We start from the raw sequence: 15,695 nt of genomic DNA, 5'->3' as shown, positions 1-15,695 counted from the left end.
AATATGATAACCAACTTGGGCCAAAACATGGTTGACCAGTTCCAGGACCTGTCGATTGTCATCTACGACGAGGATAGAAGTGTCTTTATACATTCAATGTGTCCGTTAAAAATTCTTGCAAAGCCACTTCATCACCTGTATAAATGGCATCCTCCAATTTATTTAAAGCAGCAGAAGGTAATATTTCACTCAGCGTTGCTGCAACCTCTGCCAGTTTCTCTGTTTCAAAAATCGGCAATTTTTGAATGGTCTCAAGGGCACGTGCCCTTTGATATAATTGCTGATCATTAAGCGTGCTTGCTTTTTTTATCATTTGTACGGATGCATCGGGCAGGAATTGTTTTAGAAGCTTAACTAGCTTGGGTACATGAACCGGCTTCGTAAGATATGCAGAAAATCCTGCTTTAATTGCGGCTTCTTGGTGCTCCTTAAAAGCATCTGCCGATAGCCCTATAACCGGTACTTCCAGATTAAACTTTTGAATCAATTTAAGGGTTTCGAAACCATCTATCTCCGGCATATGAATGTCCATGAAGATGATATCGGGATTATAACGCTTTGCTAAAGAAACGCCTTCCTTACCATTGCTTGCCAAAAGGATTTCCGATCCTAACTCGGAAAATAATGCGCGAATCATTTCTTGGTTCATCGGGTGATCTTCAACTACCAAAATTTTGCTGTTCGTAGGTATTCGGTAGTTGGCCAACACAGCTTCTGGATTATCTGATTGCAAAGGAGCAGCCGATTCGTAAGGTATTTGTATGGTAAAACATGTTCCTTTACCTTCCTCGCTTTCAACCGTAAGTTTTCCCTTTAGGATATCTACCAAACTTTTGGTAATTGCCAACCCAAGACCAGTTCCTCCATATTTTCTGTCCATTCCGGCATCGGACTGTGTAAAGGGTTCAAAAATTCGTTCTAAATCAGCAGCTGGGATTCCGATTCCTTCATCTGTAACCTTAAAAATCAAAAATCCATCTCTTGCACTTAAATCCAATAGTACATTATGTGATGCGGGTGTAAATTTTACGGCATTTCCAACAATATTCATTAGAATCTGTTTGATTTTACCTCGATCCGAACGAACATATCTTGGTGTGCCCTGGGATAGGCCATATATTACTTTTACTTCTTTGGATTTTGCAAGGCTATTCTGAATACGGTAAACTGAAAAGAACAATTGTCTCAGGTCCATATCTTCGACCACAAGTGCCGTTTTTCCGGCTTCTATCTTGGACAAGTCCAGAATATCCCGGATAATTTCTGAAAGGGATTCCGCACTTTGATAGATGTTGTTCAAATATCTACGGAAGGAATTTGTGAGATTCAGCGCTTTACTTTGGTTCGTAAGAATTTGTGAAAACCCAACTATCGCATTTAGAGGGGTACGAATTTCATGACTCATGTTTGCCAGAAATTGGGATTTTGCCTTATTGGCATTGTCCGCATCGGTCTTGGCAAAGATTAGATCTCTTTCCGCCTCTTTTCTCATCTCGATTTCATGGCGTAGGTGTTGTGTGCGATTCTTGATTTTTTCCTCCAACGCTTGGTTAAGTTTTGCAAGTTCCTTTTGAGAGGCCGCTAGCTCATTGTTCAATGTAATTGCTTGTTCGTAAAGTGTTGAGTTTGCAATAGAAATGGCCGCTTGTGATGCAATTATACGAAACACCTCTAATCCACCTTCGGTAAACATTCCCGTCATTTGACTATTGGCAATATATAAGACTCCAACAAGATCACATTGCTTGACCAAGGGCAAGAGCAGTAATGAACCCGAGGTATCGGACAGTGAATTTTCTAAATTGGCACAATACTCCGTCAAATTGTCGATACAAACTTCCTTTTTACTTATAGCCACATGCTCAATTAGACTTACAGGCAATGTGGAGCATTCATCCAACCTACATTCCGAAAACTGCTTATTTGTCGCATTGGTCAAATCAATATATGTGACCACGTTCAATTCCGAACCATTTAACAAAATGAGTGCCCCTTTGTCTGCGCCAGCATTCTCCATTACAATCTGCAACAGGTTTTCCACGAGACGATTTCGATTAACTTCGGCGGATATGGTTTGTGTTGCTTTTATCAGGCTTTGGAAATCAAAACCTTTGACCTTAGTGGCATATCCTCCTGTGGAATTGTCAAAATTTATATTTGAGGCTTCTTTGTCAACATGCACTCCCCATACTGCGAAGGTTCTACTCGCTTCATTATTAAGTGCCTGTTTTAAAAACCCATAGCTTTCTTTGGGCAATGCTTTTGCTAGAACATCAGCAAACAATGCTCTTACAGCAACCAGTCTTCCCTTTTCTGTCCATCCAAGAACCTTCTCAATCCTATCAGCTATATTTTGAAAATTTTGGGTTTTACAAGCCAGTAATAATTCCACCATTTCATATTCTGCCCTGAAATTTTGAGGCGCAGCCTCTACCCAACCCTTCAAATATTTCTGTCTGGTCATTACGCGTTCCAGAACCTCATCTTTAGGAGCTTCCTGAACCATAAGGTCGCAAACAGACTGTATGATTTGATACCTAAAATATTGGGGTTCTGAATTTGAATATTGGAGAGCACCTTGCTCTTGTTTGAAGTATTTCGATGCCTTTGCATATTTTCCTTGGATACAATAGACCCAACCTAAAAGTATATGATAGCTTGCCTTCGAAGCTTTACAGTTGCTTTCCTCCAGTAGCTTCAAAGCTTTTACATGATTTTGACCTATTATTTCTGCATTGTCACCGGCCAACCTGTGAACAATTGATTTTATAAACTGTACTTGAGATTCAAATACCTTATTGTTTTGGATGTTTCCGGAATCCAAGGTTTCATTACAATATCTGAGAAGACTCAACAACTCTTCGCCTGAATGCAATTGATTTCTAATTTTGGCATATAATAAATTACTGGCTCCTTGGGTATCGCCTCTATCGATGCAATAATCAATTCCTTGCTCCAATTGGTTTTCCAGTGTTTTATAGGTTTCCTTGAATGGGCCCATTGAAATGTGGTAGACAGACAATGTCTTGGAGTAGTACTTGTCCGACCCATTGGAGTCCAATAATTTTAATCCCAAAGAAGCCAATTGAACCCCTGTTTCAAAGGTCTTAAATCTATTGCATAAAAGCGAACCAAGATGAACAAGGATAAAAGGTGATGATTCAGTGTTGCCCAATTCGAACGTAAGGCGGCCAGCCCTAAGGAGGATAAGTGTATATACATCCAGATTAGTTCGATTCGCAGAGGTAAACATATTTACCAGAACATCCACGACATACCTATGTGATTCCGAAGGAGTGCGCTTCTTTGTTATAACTTTTTCTAAGTTAGAAGGCATGGATTCACAGAATTCCGCATATTTCTGATCGATCTTCTTAACATTGGATGAAAACTTCAACGGGAACCCCAAATCCTCCAGGGCCCTCACCCCTTCCTTGGTGTTTTCTTCATACAGCGAATAAGCTTCAAAGAATTTTAGGTTCAGAAGGTAAACTTCGCAACGTTCTTTTAAGCTTGAGGAGCTTTTTAAAGCCTTTTCTGCAAATGACTTACCATCATCTATGTTCCTTAAAAGGTAAGAGGCCTTGGCCAAATCAAAAAGCACTTCGTATACAAAGGTTTCCAATTTAAATTTATCTTGTAGTTCCTGTGCAAAACTTAAGTACTGATGCGCTGCGGAGGGGGAATTTGAATTGTTGGCCAGTCGCCCGGCCTGTAAGATATGAACGAGGGATTCATCAACCATTTCCCCGTCAACAAGTTCACGAGCATGAAGCAGATGTTCCACAAATTGATTTAACTCAATGGAGCTATGGATATTATCACTTTTCAAATGAAACTGTGCTATTCTATAATGTAGCGTTTCCTCGGAGAAATCAAACCCTGGAATTTTGAGGTGCAGAGCTGCCTGTTGAATTTGGTTATGATTAAATACGTAAGAAGCAAAAGTTGAATCCAATTTGGATATTTGGCCCACTTCGGTTAACAATTCCAAAAGTAGAATTACAATCTCTTTCGGAAACTTACAGATAGAGGCTAACAACGGTACATTAAAATTACCATTGTTATAGGCTGCTACTTTGAGTAGTACCTGTGCTTGATAAGACTGCAGTAACAATTGTTTTTCATAAATGGCCAACACATTTTCGGCAACATTCTGTTCTCTTACCCGACCGAGGTCATATTGCCAGCGGTAAGCGATAGTATCATATGTTAGAATATTATTTTCTCGAAGCGAGTGGAGGAAATGATTTATGTAATACGGATTACCATTAGTTTTTTTGTATACCAAATTGGCAAGGTCTTGGATTTTCCCTCTTTTTTCGGACAAGGCCTCCGATACCATCTGTTCTGTGGCATCTTCACTTAAAGGTTTTAGGCTAATCAGCGGCACCGATTTTTTGCCTTGCTTCAATGAACGTTGGAACTGGCGTAGGGGATGTTCTTCTGACAAGCCCTTCGGATCATAGGACAGAACAAACATTACCCTTGATATCGGGGCCCAGGCCATATATTCAATTAGTTTAAGGGAAGAAAGGTCACACCATTGGACATCATCAATAAATATGATACGTTTTAATCCAATACCATCAAGAGTTCGGCAATAACGGGCAAAAAGATTAACAAAGCGATCTCCTGTTTCCAATGGGTTCAATGTTTCTGGTTGAGGAAGATTGCCTGTAAGCTCTTTTAAATCAGGTACCACTTCGAAAAGTGCAGACAAATCAGATCCTAGGCCACTTACGAAAATATCCCTGATTTCCGCATGGCTTTTGCCGGATTTTAGTAGAATCCGCTGTGCAATGTTTTTAAAAGCTTGTTGGAACGCACTATAAGGAGTGGATTGAGATTTGTCAAAACTACCTCTGGAAAAAAGGGTATCCGGTTCAGAAATAGCAGACTCAAAAGCTTTGCCCAAAGATGTTTTGCCAATACCTGCAACTCCTTCCACAAAAGCAACCGCAGATGCACCTTCGCGTACCTTATAATAAACATCCATTAATCTTTGAAGGGCATCATCCCTTTCAAGAAGGGTATCAGAAACATTAATTACACCAGGGTTATATTTGAGATTCAATAAAGGGAATCCGTTGAAATTTCCTTTGCTGAACTGAGATTTCAAGTCCGACAAATCCTTCAAAACACCATGTATGGATTGGTATCGATTTTCCGGCTTCTTTTCAAGAAGGCCATTAATGATTTGGTGGATGCCCGTATGCTTCCAAAGGGTACTTATAGAACCGTCATAGGGCTCTGTTAAATGCTTGTGGAGTACTTCTTGTTTATCTGTTGCTTTTATAAAATGTTCACCGGTAAGCCAATAATGCAACAATACTCCCAGACCATAAATATCTGAACGTTGGTCAGGCTTTTGGTTACTCCACTTGCTAAATTCAGGAGCGATGAAATAAAAATCATTATCCTGATAATGTGCCAAGTCGCTTTTAGCATACTTCTTTTGAAATAAGCTAAGCCCCGTAATAATTAAACTACCCTCCGAATCCACTAAGAAACGATCACTATGCAAAACACCAAAACAATGACTCGCTTCGTGCACCTCCAATACAGCCTGGGTCAATACAATGGTACGTCTCAAAAAATCATCAAATTCACGATCGGTCTTAGGAGTTCTCGGAAAACTTTTACTTGGAACAGGTATTTGGTAAACAACTTCCTTGGTACTTAAGGATCGTATTTCCTTAATGGAAATATTTTTAAAAAATGTTGTCTTGGATAACCTCCTCAACAATGCAGTCTGTACTTCAGTGGAAATGTTCTCTTCAATAAGGCACATGTCCGGCTGCAAACTCAACCTAAAGTCCACATCTTTAATTCTTATCCGATTCATTGGGTACGTATTGGACTACAATTTACTCATTTCTACGTGATTAACTGAAACGATAAGAAGGCGAAACGTCACGTTAAGAAGAATAACTCTATTGGAGGAAGTGATAATAGGCCTCCATATCGATAAAAATGGTCAAAACGGGTTCACTGGTAAGAAAACCGTCACCACTTAGAAACTCTCACTAGCAATGTGAAAAGTCCGTCATTACTTTTGGCTTGTAACTGATGGACGATCCTGCAGGTCTTTAAATCATCAAAATTGAATCCAGTAATTCAAATTAGAGGTTTATCCAAGCGTTTTGCACAATCGCCTTGAAAAAAACCTGATAACAAACCCTTTTAAAAAAAAGCCATGAGATATATAAACCAGATCAACGAATCCCATTTAGATAGAGAACACGTTAAAGAAGCCGGACGGAAATCTCAAGTCATCCTATTTCTGATAAGAGATAAGGATAGTTTAATGGATAAAACAACATCGGAAGATAAGTATGAATTCATTTATTCCCTTAATCCCACTCCCGACTTCAATCCGTCAACCCCTTTAGTAATAGGCATGTACAATGGAGCTTTTGGCACTATGGATTTGAATATGCAAACTGATGGGTTTGTTCAAAAATCCATCCTCGAAACACCACTCAGCAATCAACTTGCACTTTATCTTATTCAAGAACTGTTGATCAGCCAAAAGGGAGAGCAGTATCATTTGGAAAATATGATCATTACCCTGGGGGACTATTTAGTGAAGCGGGAAAATATGCAATCGGAATTGAACTGTAAATTGAAAATGGGTTTGACCCCCTTTCAAATCCATCAAATACATCGTTATGTTAAAAAACATATCGATCGTCCTGTCCTCACCTCCGAACTGGCCAAAGTAGTTGAATTGAGCATACACTACTTTATTAGGGTATTTAAAAGAACCATGGGTGAAACACCTCATCAATTTGTAATGAGACTGAAACTGGAAGAAGCTAAAAAGCTGCTTATTTCCACCGATGAAAGTGTTATTCAGGTTGGTTTGGGCGTAGGATGTGAAAATCCCAGTCACTTTTCCCAACTTTTCAAATCCAATTTTGGAATTCCTCCCCTAAAATTTAGAAAGACATTTCAGAACAGCATAATCACTCTCAATTAAAATTGGGGCAACCAACAATTACAGTGAAGAAGACAACAAAAGTAACCGAAGTCTTAAAACTGATCGCTTTCTTACCGCAAAAAGCCAGCAAGGAAACAAAACCAGATTTTGTCAAAAAAAAAGTCAATTCCAATAAAGTACCTGAGTATTTGGATTTTAGCAGCGATGATAGGGGCCTGTTTATTTAGTAAAAACCAAAACCTTTTCCGGACAACCCTTCACTAAAATGTGATTATTACCAATCAAATTACTTCTAAAAACTCACAATTCAATAGTATCCTAATCACTTAATTCTTTAACATTATGAAATCAGTTTTATTCAGTTCAACCTTCTTAATGGTATTGCTTATCATATGTTAACCTAGTCTATATGCTCAAATACCGGGTCCCGGTTTTACCGTGGATAATTTTTAACTGCAATAGTAATTACAAATCCACAAAACGACTTTTTAAGTCCCGCTGGTGTCACATAGGGTGGTTATTGGCGAAAGTGTCATCAATAACAAAACCGTTGAAAACCTTGAAACATTGTTCCAATTAGCTGAGGCCAAAGCGTTTGAAATAAAGGTAGACAAAAGAATGGCGAAAAAGTTTTATGAACAGGCATTGGAATTAAATCCCGACAACAAAGAAGTAAGGAACAAATTGGGCGAGTTAAAGCTTAAGTAAGAATATTTTCGAATATAGGTGTTGTTACCGTATCTATAGGGTAGGTGTTTGCATAAAAATTCTATTTTGAAATCATTTGTGTTGAATTAAATATTATTGATCCAATAAAAGTGAAACAACCTTAAAAATTCACAAATCGTCAACAACAAATGCGAACTTACTCAGGATATTGATACATATTGGGCTGATGAGCAAAGGTTCTGAACCTAGTCAAGTCGGGAAGCGAACAAGTCACTCAACATGCGAACTGGATTGTCTAAACTTTAAAGAATAGACAATCCAGTTCTTTTTAATTGATGACCTCGATTAGGCAACAACCTCTTCTTTTTTGTTTCGTTCGGAAACAATTTTTTCAATTAAGTCGGGCACTTTTTCAAATGCGGCCGCCAAACCGTGGGTTTTTCCTGCCTCCAAGAATGAGATTTCATCCCCTTTGGTTACCAAAAATCCGATAGGTTGGATACCAATACCAGCTCCAGCACCTGCGCCTTCGCCTTTTCTTGTTTTACCTTCAACTCCTTCGCCTCCTCCGGAGCCAAATCCCAAACCAACTTTAATTACAGGCACACACTTAAATTCGCCCAACTGAAAGGGTTCACCAATAATGGTCTCTGTTTTGGCTTCTGATTTAATAAAGTCAGTCACCTTGCTCAATAATTCTTCAAAATGTAATTCCATGACCTTAAATTTTTAATGATTAATAAATGTTTTTAGAATTCTGTAAGGTCTGTTTCGAATATCCACTACCAATCTGTTGTGGTTTTCAAAATTGATATGGAAAGAAGCTACATATTGATCGAGGAATACAAAAATGGGATACATTTTTGCATTGACCACATAATCGCCCGTATCCATATCCAAGGCAAACCGTTTAACCTTGAACGATTTTAGCAATCGAACCATCTGCCTAAACTTGATCCTCCTTTTTGGTTTGGTTTTCTTGTTCTTGGTTGGTTTTGGTTTTGAAGATTTTGTTAAGGGATAAAAATAGTGTTCATAAAAAAGTACTTTTAACCGTACTCTTAAAAGCTCTTTCTCATCAGATTCGAAACTCGCCTTTGCCAAGCCCCCTAAGCCAGCATAATACTTTCCTGTATCGGTATCAATAAAAATTTGTATTGGAACAAATAGTAGCCCAAGGGCAAGGAGCACAACTAATAATATTACCACGGTCAGTATCATTAGCTTTTTGCTGCAAAGGAACTATGACAATACTATTCGTGCAATGATCTAGGTCAGCATAACACAAATAATCGGATAAAGTTGATAACTTTTTTAAGGCTCATATTAAGACTGACCTAACTCATATTCCAAATCCATTTTTTATCGGTAATTTGATAGCAGCATTATACTGTGACCAATGAAATATTCCTTGTTTATTTATATTATAATTTTCAATCTTTTCTCCTGTAGTGAAAACAAAGAAAAAACCTACCCGACCAAAATACCATTAACAGAATCCGTTTATGCTTCGGCCACGGTTCAACCTGATAGTCTTTACCAAGCTTATTCCATTGTAATCGGTATTTTGGATAAAACATGGGTCGAAGAAGGCGATAAGGTAAAGAAAGGCGACCCCATCCTTCAAATCACCAACACCTCGCCAGAACTCAATGCAGAGAACGCCAAATTGGCGCTACAACTTGCACGTGAAAATTACAGCGGAAATGCCGCTGTACTCAGTGGAATACAGGATGAGATTCAAGCTGCAGAACTTAAGTTCATCAATGATTCCATTAATTATTTCAGACAAAAAAATCTTTGGGACCAAAATATTGGTTCCAAGGTGGAGTACGACAACCGAAAGCTCAATTACGAGCTATCGAGAAACAACCTTAACCTGCTCCAAAGAAAATATAGGCAAACAAAGAACGAGCTCGAGACCCAATTAAAACAATCTGAGAACAATTACAGAACCTCCTTGACCACCTCGGAAGATTTTACCATAAAAAGTAAAATAAATGGTACCGTATATGCCATTTACAAAAATCCAGGTGAAATAGTAAATACCCAACAACCTGTTGCAGCTGTCGGGAAAACTGAGGATTTTATAATTGAGCTATTAGTGGATGAAGTGGATATCGTAAAACTGAAAATAGGACAACAAGTGTTCCTAACGCTGGACTCCTATAATTCCAAAGTATTCGAAGCCACATTGGACAAGATTTATCCAAGAAAAGATGAACGTTCCCAAACTTTTAAGGTTGAGGCATTGTTCAAAAATCCACCAACTACATTATATCCTGGTCTATCCGGTGAAGGGAACATCGTTATTTCAAAAAAGGAGGAAACCCTGACCATTCCAAAAGAATATCTCATCGATGCATCCAAAGTACTTACAGATAATGGTGAAATTGAGGTTAGCATTGGACTACAAAATTTGGATAGGGTAGAAATTTTGGAAGGTATTGATGAAAACACCGCAATCTATAAACCAGAGCAATGATCAATTGGAGTGTGATATTGGGCATCGCCAAAACCCATCTTGTCACCAAGATGAAATCCACGGTCACTGCAACACTTGGGGTTACTTTTGGAATAGGGGCCTATATTACCTTGGTAAGTTTTATGACCGGACTAAATGGTATGCTGGATGATTTGGTACTCAACCAAACACCCCATATACACATGTACAACGAAATTCGTCCATCGGATACCCAGCCCATTTCCCGTTACCAAGACTTTAAGGATGCCATGAATTTTGTACACTCCATTAAGCCAAAGCAAAATCAAGAAAAAATACACAATGCCCTCCCCATTCTAAGTTATCTAAAAAAGCACCCCAATGTACGCGGGGCAACTCCCCAATTATGGGCACAAATCTTTTACCTGTCTGGCTCCATAGAACTTGGTGGCAACCTTGGAGGAGTCGATGTTATGGAGGAAGTTCGCCTTTCCAACATTCAGGATAACATTGTGGAAGGCACTCCGGAAGCATTAAAAAATAATATTAATGGGATTGTTTTGGGTGCTGGGCTAGCAAAAAAGATGTCCCTTTCCGTGGGGGACAGGGTTCAGATAAGTACTGTAAAGGGAGATATTTTTCCTTTGAAAATTGTCGGTGTCTATCAAAGTGGAATTGCGGAAATAGACAATGTGCAAAGTTTTGCCAATCTGAACACCGTACAGCGCATATTGGGAGAGTCCGAAAACTATGTGACCGACATCAATATCAAATTATTGAATATTGATGAGTCCGAACCCATGGCCCGTATCTTGGAAAAACAGTTCAATGTAAAGGCTGTTGACATTAATGAAGCCAATGCTCAATTCGAAACGGGCTCCAATATTAGGAACCTTATCACATATGCAGTTTCCATTACCCTTCTTATTGTGGCTGGGTTTGGCATTTACAATATATTGAACATGCTCATTTATGAGAAAATGAAAGATATTGCCATTTTAAAGGCCACTGGATTTTCCGGTAAAGATGTACAATACATTTTTATGGCCCAGGCCTTACTAATTGGAGTTCTAGGAGGTGTTCTGGGGTTATTGATTGGATTTGGCCTTTCCCATCTTATTGATAATACCCCTTTTGAAACTGAAGCCCTACCTACTATAACAACATACCCTGTGAATTTTGATGGAACCTATTATGTGATAGGAATTGCATTCGCTCTAATTTCCACTTGTATAGCAGGATATTTGCCATCAAACAGAGCCAAAAGAATAGACCCCGTAAAAATTATTAGAGGAACTTAGCACAACATATGAACTTTGTACTAGAAGCAAAAAATATCAACAAGCATTTTCATAAGCCAAAGGACTTCCATGTGTTAAAAAATATTTCATTTGGAGTAAAACAAGGGGAATTTGCTTCAATTATGGGGAAGTCAGGCTCGGGAAAATCCACTTTGCTCTATATCCTTTCCACCATGGATACCGACTATACGGGTGAGCTGCACCTCAACGACGAACTTGTAACGGGCAAGTCTCAAAAAGAACTGTCAAGAATCAGAAACAAAAACATAGGTTTTGTATTTCAATTCCATTATTTGCTTTCTGAATTCAGTGTTCTGGAAAACGTAATGCTTCCCGCCAAAAAACTTGCAGAAAAGTCGCATGCGGAAATAGAGAAGAATGCACACCAAAAATTGGAAATGTTGCATATTGGCCATTTGGCCAACCAACGAGCCTCCAGAATCTCAGGAGGTGAAAAACAACGGGTTGCCATTGCACGTGCCTTGATCAATGATCCTGCCATTTTAATGGGTGATGAGCCCACGGGAAACCTGGACAGTCATAACTCAGAAAATGTGTTCAACATCTTTAAAAATTTAAAGGAACAGCAAGGTCTGTCACTTTTGGTAGTTACCCACGATGTAGATTTTGCCAACCGCACCGACCGTATCATAGAAATGGAGGATGGTATGATTATCCGTCATTAAAGCAGGAATCATTGATTTTGCTTTGCTTGTTTCTTTTGCTCTCGTTCCAATTTTCTAAAGTATCCTCGGGTCAAAAAATTGTGCTTTAAAGCCTCCATATTCTCGTTGAATTTTTCGGTGCCTTCTTCAATATTCTTCATGGTTCTCATTAATTGATTGGCCAGAATGGTGTCGGTCGATACCTTATTGAGAACTCCTTTACCATCCTTTATCTCCCCTATTACCGTATTCAAATCTGTGGTCATCCTGTTTATATCATTACTTGAAACTTCCAAGTTTTGTATAATGCTTCTAACTTTTTCTGCAGACAAAGTGTCCGACAGTAAAACTCCCGCAACACCATCGCCCGAGTTAATGGCTTTTACTGTTTTTTGCAGCTCATTCAACGTTGTGTTCACTTGATCACTGCTAATTTTTAGGTTGGTGATGGTCTCCTTTAGGTCATTGGCCATCGCAGTATCGTTCAGTAAATGTCCCAAAGTACCTTTCCCTTCCGTTAACGATTGAGTTATTTTTAATAAATCCGAGGTTAACAAGGCGGCATTTTCATTGGTAACACTTAAGGTATTGAGCATGTCTTGGGAAGAAATCTTACTATAGGATTTTAACCTGGCACCATCTTCTATCAAAGAAGCCTGTCCCTTACCCGGTACAATGTTCACCAACATACTTCCTACCAGCCCATCGGAACCTATAGTCGCCACCGCATCGTTTCGAATGTGTTCTTTCATTTTTTTGTTAATGGCCATATAAACTATTATGGTGCTATCGTTCTGCATTTCTATATGGTCCACAGTACCAATGTCAATACCTGAAAAACGTACATTATTCCCAACTTGCAATCCATTTACATTACTGAATACCGCATTGACGGTGAATTTCTTCACAAACAGACTTTGTCCGTTTCCGATAAGATAGGCCGCAATTATCAACAAAACGGTTCCGAGCACAACAAAAATGCCCAGTTTCAAATTCTGCATTGGAGTTTTAGTTGTCATATCATTTTTTAAAAAAGGCATTTATCTTGGGGTCGGTCGATGCCACCAGTTCTTCATAAGTGCCTTCTGCATAATTAATTCCATCGACCAACAAAATCATTCTCTCGGAAATCACCCTTGCACAATCCACATCGTGTGTAATAATCAGTGCCGAGGTACCATATTTTTTTTGGATACTCCTCATAAGTCCAATAATTTCCTTGGCTGTTATGGGATCCAAACCACTAGTAGGTTCGTCGTACAAGATTAGTTTAGGTTTTAAAATGATGGCGCGGGCCAACGCAATACGTCTTTTCATACCTCCTGATAATTCTTCGGGCATCAAATCCATGGTATGGGCCAAACCAACATTTTCCAGAGCTTCTTGCACGAGTGGCAGAGTATCTGTAACCCCTTCAAACTTTTTTCGGTGCCGCCTCATCGGAAACTCCAAGTTTTCCCTTACTGTCATGGAATCGTACAAGGCACTTCCTTGAAATAGGAATCCAATATCCGAGCGAAGTTCATCCAAATCCACTTGATTTAAGCGGGCTATGTCCTCTCCCAAAACCTCAACTACCCCACTATCTGGAACCATCAAACCAACAAGACATTTGATCATCACCGATTTTCCGGACCCGGATTTTCCCATCACCACCAAATTCTCCCCTTTGCGCAATACCATATTAAAACCATTCAATACTTGGTTATTGCCAAAGCTCTTATAAAGATCTTGTATTCGAACTACAATCTCTTCTGAGGTATTTTCCTTTTGAAGGGGCGCTATGTTTTCTTTTACATCCATTATAGTTCATAAAAAATATCCGATACGAATACAGCGATAAAATCCACTACAAACAAAAGTAACGACGCCATTACCACGGCTGTATTGGCCGCAATACCGACACCTGCGGTACCTCTTCCCGTTTTATAGCCCTTGTAGCAACCTGTCAATCCTATTACAAAGCCAAAGAAAAAGGATTTTATGGTCGCCGGAATCAAATCGCCATAGGACAATGCGTCAAAAACGGTATTAAAATACAACCGAAAGGATACATTTCCTTTCATAAATTCAACTAGGGACGAGCCGAAAAGAGCTATTAAATCTCCAAATACCACTAATAAAGGTAGCGTTAACGTGGCGGCCAAAATTCGGGTCACCACCAAATATTTGAACGGGTTGGTACCAGAAACCTCCATGGCATCTATTTGTTCGGTTACCCGCATGGAACCCAATTCTGCCCCGAAACCAGAAGCAATTTTCCCAGAACATATTAAGGCTGTAATCACTGGACCTACCTCCCTAACAATGGAGATACCGACCATATTGGGCATCCACGAGACCGCTCCAAACTCAATTAAGGTGGGGCGAGTCTGGAGCGTTAATACCAAACCGATAATAAATCCAGTTGTGGCCACCAATAACAAAGACCTGTTACCAACCTGGTAGCTTTGTTTAAGTAATTCCTTAAACTCAAAAGGAGAGGTTGCTGCTTGTTTAAAAAAACGCAGAGCGAAATAGGAAAGGTCTCCTGTTTCAATAAAAAACTCCTTGGTCTTTTTGATCATTTGCAATGCCATGGCCATGTGTATCACCTATTTCGGTCCTTTCAAAAATAGGTTTGTTGTGGTTGTTTTCAAATGACCAATATCATTAAGAAACTTTCAATCAACGAGATGCAAACAAGAGCTCAACCTTTTATCGATACTGGATTTAAGATATCCAAAAGATTGAAATGACTCAGGTCATTTACTGGATTTCATGATAACACTACCTTACTGAATAAAATTTAACACCATGAAAAAGACTATTTTATTCATTGGATTATTCTTGGCATTATCAGGCTTTCAGGCCTGTGGCCCAGTGATTGTTTCGCATCGATTGGCAGACCCGCCGCCCCCTTGGTTTTATCCGAATAGGGTTGAAACGGTTCGTTATGTATTTTTCCCAGAGTTCAGCATCTATTATGATCTCTCAACAAGAAACTATATTTATTTAGAAAGTGGTGTATGGAGAAGGAACAGGGTATTGCCTTCACGTTACCGCTCCTACAACCTGAATAGATCAAGATATGAGAGGGTACACAACTACTACGACGATAATATCGAGCGTTACCATAGCCAAAACAATAGCAATAGAGGACGCAGCAATAAAAGTGTCAACCGAAGGAACAATTAAACATCCTTCACCATACTATTTGTTGAGTAATGTCATAAAAAATAATTAGTATTAATTCTAATTTTAATATGAACTAAAAATTAAGGTTATGCTTAATTCTGAGAAAATAGCAAACGAATTCTACCAAAACCTTGGAAAGTTATTTTATGCCGTAGCCATGGCCGATCATAATGTAAGGCCCAAAGAGGTGGAGCGGTTGCGTAAATACGTGCGACAATATTGGTTGGAAGTGGACAAATTTGAAGATGAATTCCATACCGATGCCGCCTATCAAATTGAGATTGTTTTTGATTGGTTGGATGATGAGGAGAAAGATGGGGAAGAATATTTTAAGGAGTTTAAGGAATTCTACATGGAGCATCACGAAAAATTCCCAGAAACCATCAAAGAGCTGATTGTTGAAACTGCTGAGTCCATTGCTAGTTCTTTTGCTGGAAAAAATAGATCGGAGATGTTAACTATCTTTAAGCTCAAACAGCTCTTTAACCATTAAT

Annotated in this window: 14 protein-coding genes; 8 read left to right on the top strand and 6 right to left on the bottom strand. The window is 39.0% G+C overall.

The features are described from left to right. Nucleotides 1-85 precede the first annotated feature (85 nt). Nucleotides 86-5,848: an ATP-binding protein gene (locus ACQQ5U_RS18145; protein WP_437399718.1), complete on the bottom strand. Its 5,763-nt coding sequence runs from the start codon at nucleotides 5,846-5,848 to the stop codon at nucleotides 86-88. Between the two features lie 351 nt (nucleotides 5,849-6,199). Here ACQQ5U_RS18145 and ACQQ5U_RS18140 point away from each other — a divergent pair, with 351 nt between their 5' ends. From ACQQ5U_RS18140 to ACQQ5U_RS18130, 3 genes are all read left to right on the top strand, one after another. Continuing rightward, nucleotides 6,200-6,985 (top strand): helix-turn-helix domain-containing protein, encoded by a 786-nt coding sequence (locus ACQQ5U_RS18140; protein WP_437399716.1) that lies wholly within the window; start codon nucleotides 6,200-6,202, stop codon nucleotides 6,983-6,985. 23 nt (nucleotides 6,986-7,008) lie between these two features. Further along, a complete protein-coding gene (locus ACQQ5U_RS18135) occupies nucleotides 7,009-7,173 on the top strand; it encodes a hypothetical protein (protein WP_437399715.1) in 165 nt (54 codons plus the stop codon). A 274-nt stretch (nucleotides 7,174-7,447) separates the two neighbouring features. After that, complete coding sequence (locus tag ACQQ5U_RS18130; protein ID WP_437399714.1) at nucleotides 7,448-7,654, top strand: hypothetical protein; 207 nt, start codon at nucleotides 7,448-7,450, stop codon at nucleotides 7,652-7,654. 306 nt (nucleotides 7,655-7,960) lie between these two features. Here the strand turns inward: ACQQ5U_RS18130 and ACQQ5U_RS18125 are convergent, their stop codons facing one another. Together ACQQ5U_RS18125 and ACQQ5U_RS18120 are read right to left on the bottom strand one after the other, a co-directional pair. After that, on the bottom strand, nucleotides 7,961-8,332 hold the full coding sequence (locus ACQQ5U_RS18125; RefSeq protein WP_100817613.1) for a GerW family sporulation protein: 372 nt from the start codon (nucleotides 8,330-8,332) through the stop codon (nucleotides 7,961-7,963). A gap of 12 nt (nucleotides 8,333-8,344) precedes the next feature. Then, nucleotides 8,345-8,824, bottom strand: coding sequence for a hypothetical protein (locus ACQQ5U_RS18120; RefSeq protein WP_437399711.1), 480 nt, complete (start codon nucleotides 8,822-8,824; stop codon nucleotides 8,345-8,347). 190 nt (nucleotides 8,825-9,014) lie between these two features. Between ACQQ5U_RS18120 and ACQQ5U_RS18115 the strand changes: the two genes are divergently transcribed. Genes ACQQ5U_RS18115 through ACQQ5U_RS18105 form a run of 3 tightly spaced genes read left to right on the top strand, consistent with a single transcriptional unit; the run spans nucleotide 9,015 to nucleotide 12,045 of the window. Further along, nucleotides 9,015-10,100 (top strand): efflux RND transporter periplasmic adaptor subunit, encoded by a 1,086-nt coding sequence (locus ACQQ5U_RS18115; protein WP_437399710.1) that lies wholly within the window; start codon nucleotides 9,015-9,017, stop codon nucleotides 10,098-10,100. Next, nucleotides 10,097-11,359 (top strand): ABC transporter permease, encoded by a 1,263-nt coding sequence (locus ACQQ5U_RS18110; protein WP_437399708.1) that lies wholly within the window; start codon nucleotides 10,097-10,099, stop codon nucleotides 11,357-11,359. Before ACQQ5U_RS18115 ends, ACQQ5U_RS18110 begins: the two co-directional genes overlap by 4 nt. An 8-nt stretch (nucleotides 11,360-11,367) precedes the next feature. Next, on the top strand, nucleotides 11,368-12,045 hold the full coding sequence (locus ACQQ5U_RS18105) for an ABC transporter ATP-binding protein (protein ID WP_437399706.1): 678 nt from the start codon (nucleotides 11,368-11,370) through the stop codon (nucleotides 12,043-12,045). A gap of 8 nt (nucleotides 12,046-12,053) precedes the next feature. Here the strand turns inward: ACQQ5U_RS18105 and ACQQ5U_RS18100 are convergent, their stop codons facing one another. The 3 genes from ACQQ5U_RS18100 to ACQQ5U_RS18090 are packed head-to-tail and all read right to left on the bottom strand — an operon-like array spanning nucleotide 12,054 to nucleotide 14,609. Further along, nucleotides 12,054-13,025 carry an MlaD family protein gene (locus tag ACQQ5U_RS18100; RefSeq protein WP_437399705.1) on the bottom strand — a complete coding sequence of 324 codons (972 nt, stop codon included), beginning with the start codon at nucleotides 13,023-13,025 and terminating at the stop codon, nucleotides 12,054-12,056. Nucleotides 13,026-13,044: 19 nt separating this feature from the next. Then, nucleotides 13,045-13,827: an ABC transporter ATP-binding protein gene (locus ACQQ5U_RS18095; protein WP_437399703.1), complete on the bottom strand. Its 783-nt coding sequence runs from the start codon at nucleotides 13,825-13,827 to the stop codon at nucleotides 13,045-13,047. Further along, nucleotides 13,827-14,609 (bottom strand): MlaE family ABC transporter permease, encoded by a 783-nt coding sequence (locus ACQQ5U_RS18090; protein WP_437399702.1) that lies wholly within the window; start codon nucleotides 14,607-14,609, stop codon nucleotides 13,827-13,829. Before ACQQ5U_RS18090 ends, ACQQ5U_RS18095 begins: the two co-directional genes overlap by 1 nt. A 211-nt stretch (nucleotides 14,610-14,820) precedes the next feature. Between ACQQ5U_RS18090 and ACQQ5U_RS18085 the strand changes: the two genes are divergently transcribed. Beyond that, complete coding sequence (locus ACQQ5U_RS18085; protein WP_437399700.1) at nucleotides 14,821-15,201, top strand: hypothetical protein; 381 nt, start codon at nucleotides 14,821-14,823, stop codon at nucleotides 15,199-15,201. An 88-nt stretch (nucleotides 15,202-15,289) separates the two neighbouring features. Next, on the top strand, nucleotides 15,290-15,694 hold the full coding sequence (locus ACQQ5U_RS18080) for a hypothetical protein (RefSeq protein ID WP_437399699.1): 405 nt from the start codon (nucleotides 15,290-15,292) through the stop codon (nucleotides 15,692-15,694). The last annotated feature ends 1 nt before the right edge of the window (nucleotide 15,695 follow it).

Origin of the sequence: Flagellimonas lutimaris (assembly GCF_051494225.1) — a bacterium.
Lineage (GTDB): Bacteria > Bacteroidota > Bacteroidia > Flavobacteriales > Flavobacteriaceae > Flagellimonas > Flagellimonas lutimaris_A.
This window is presented reverse-complemented; position numbering and strand designations above follow the sequence as displayed.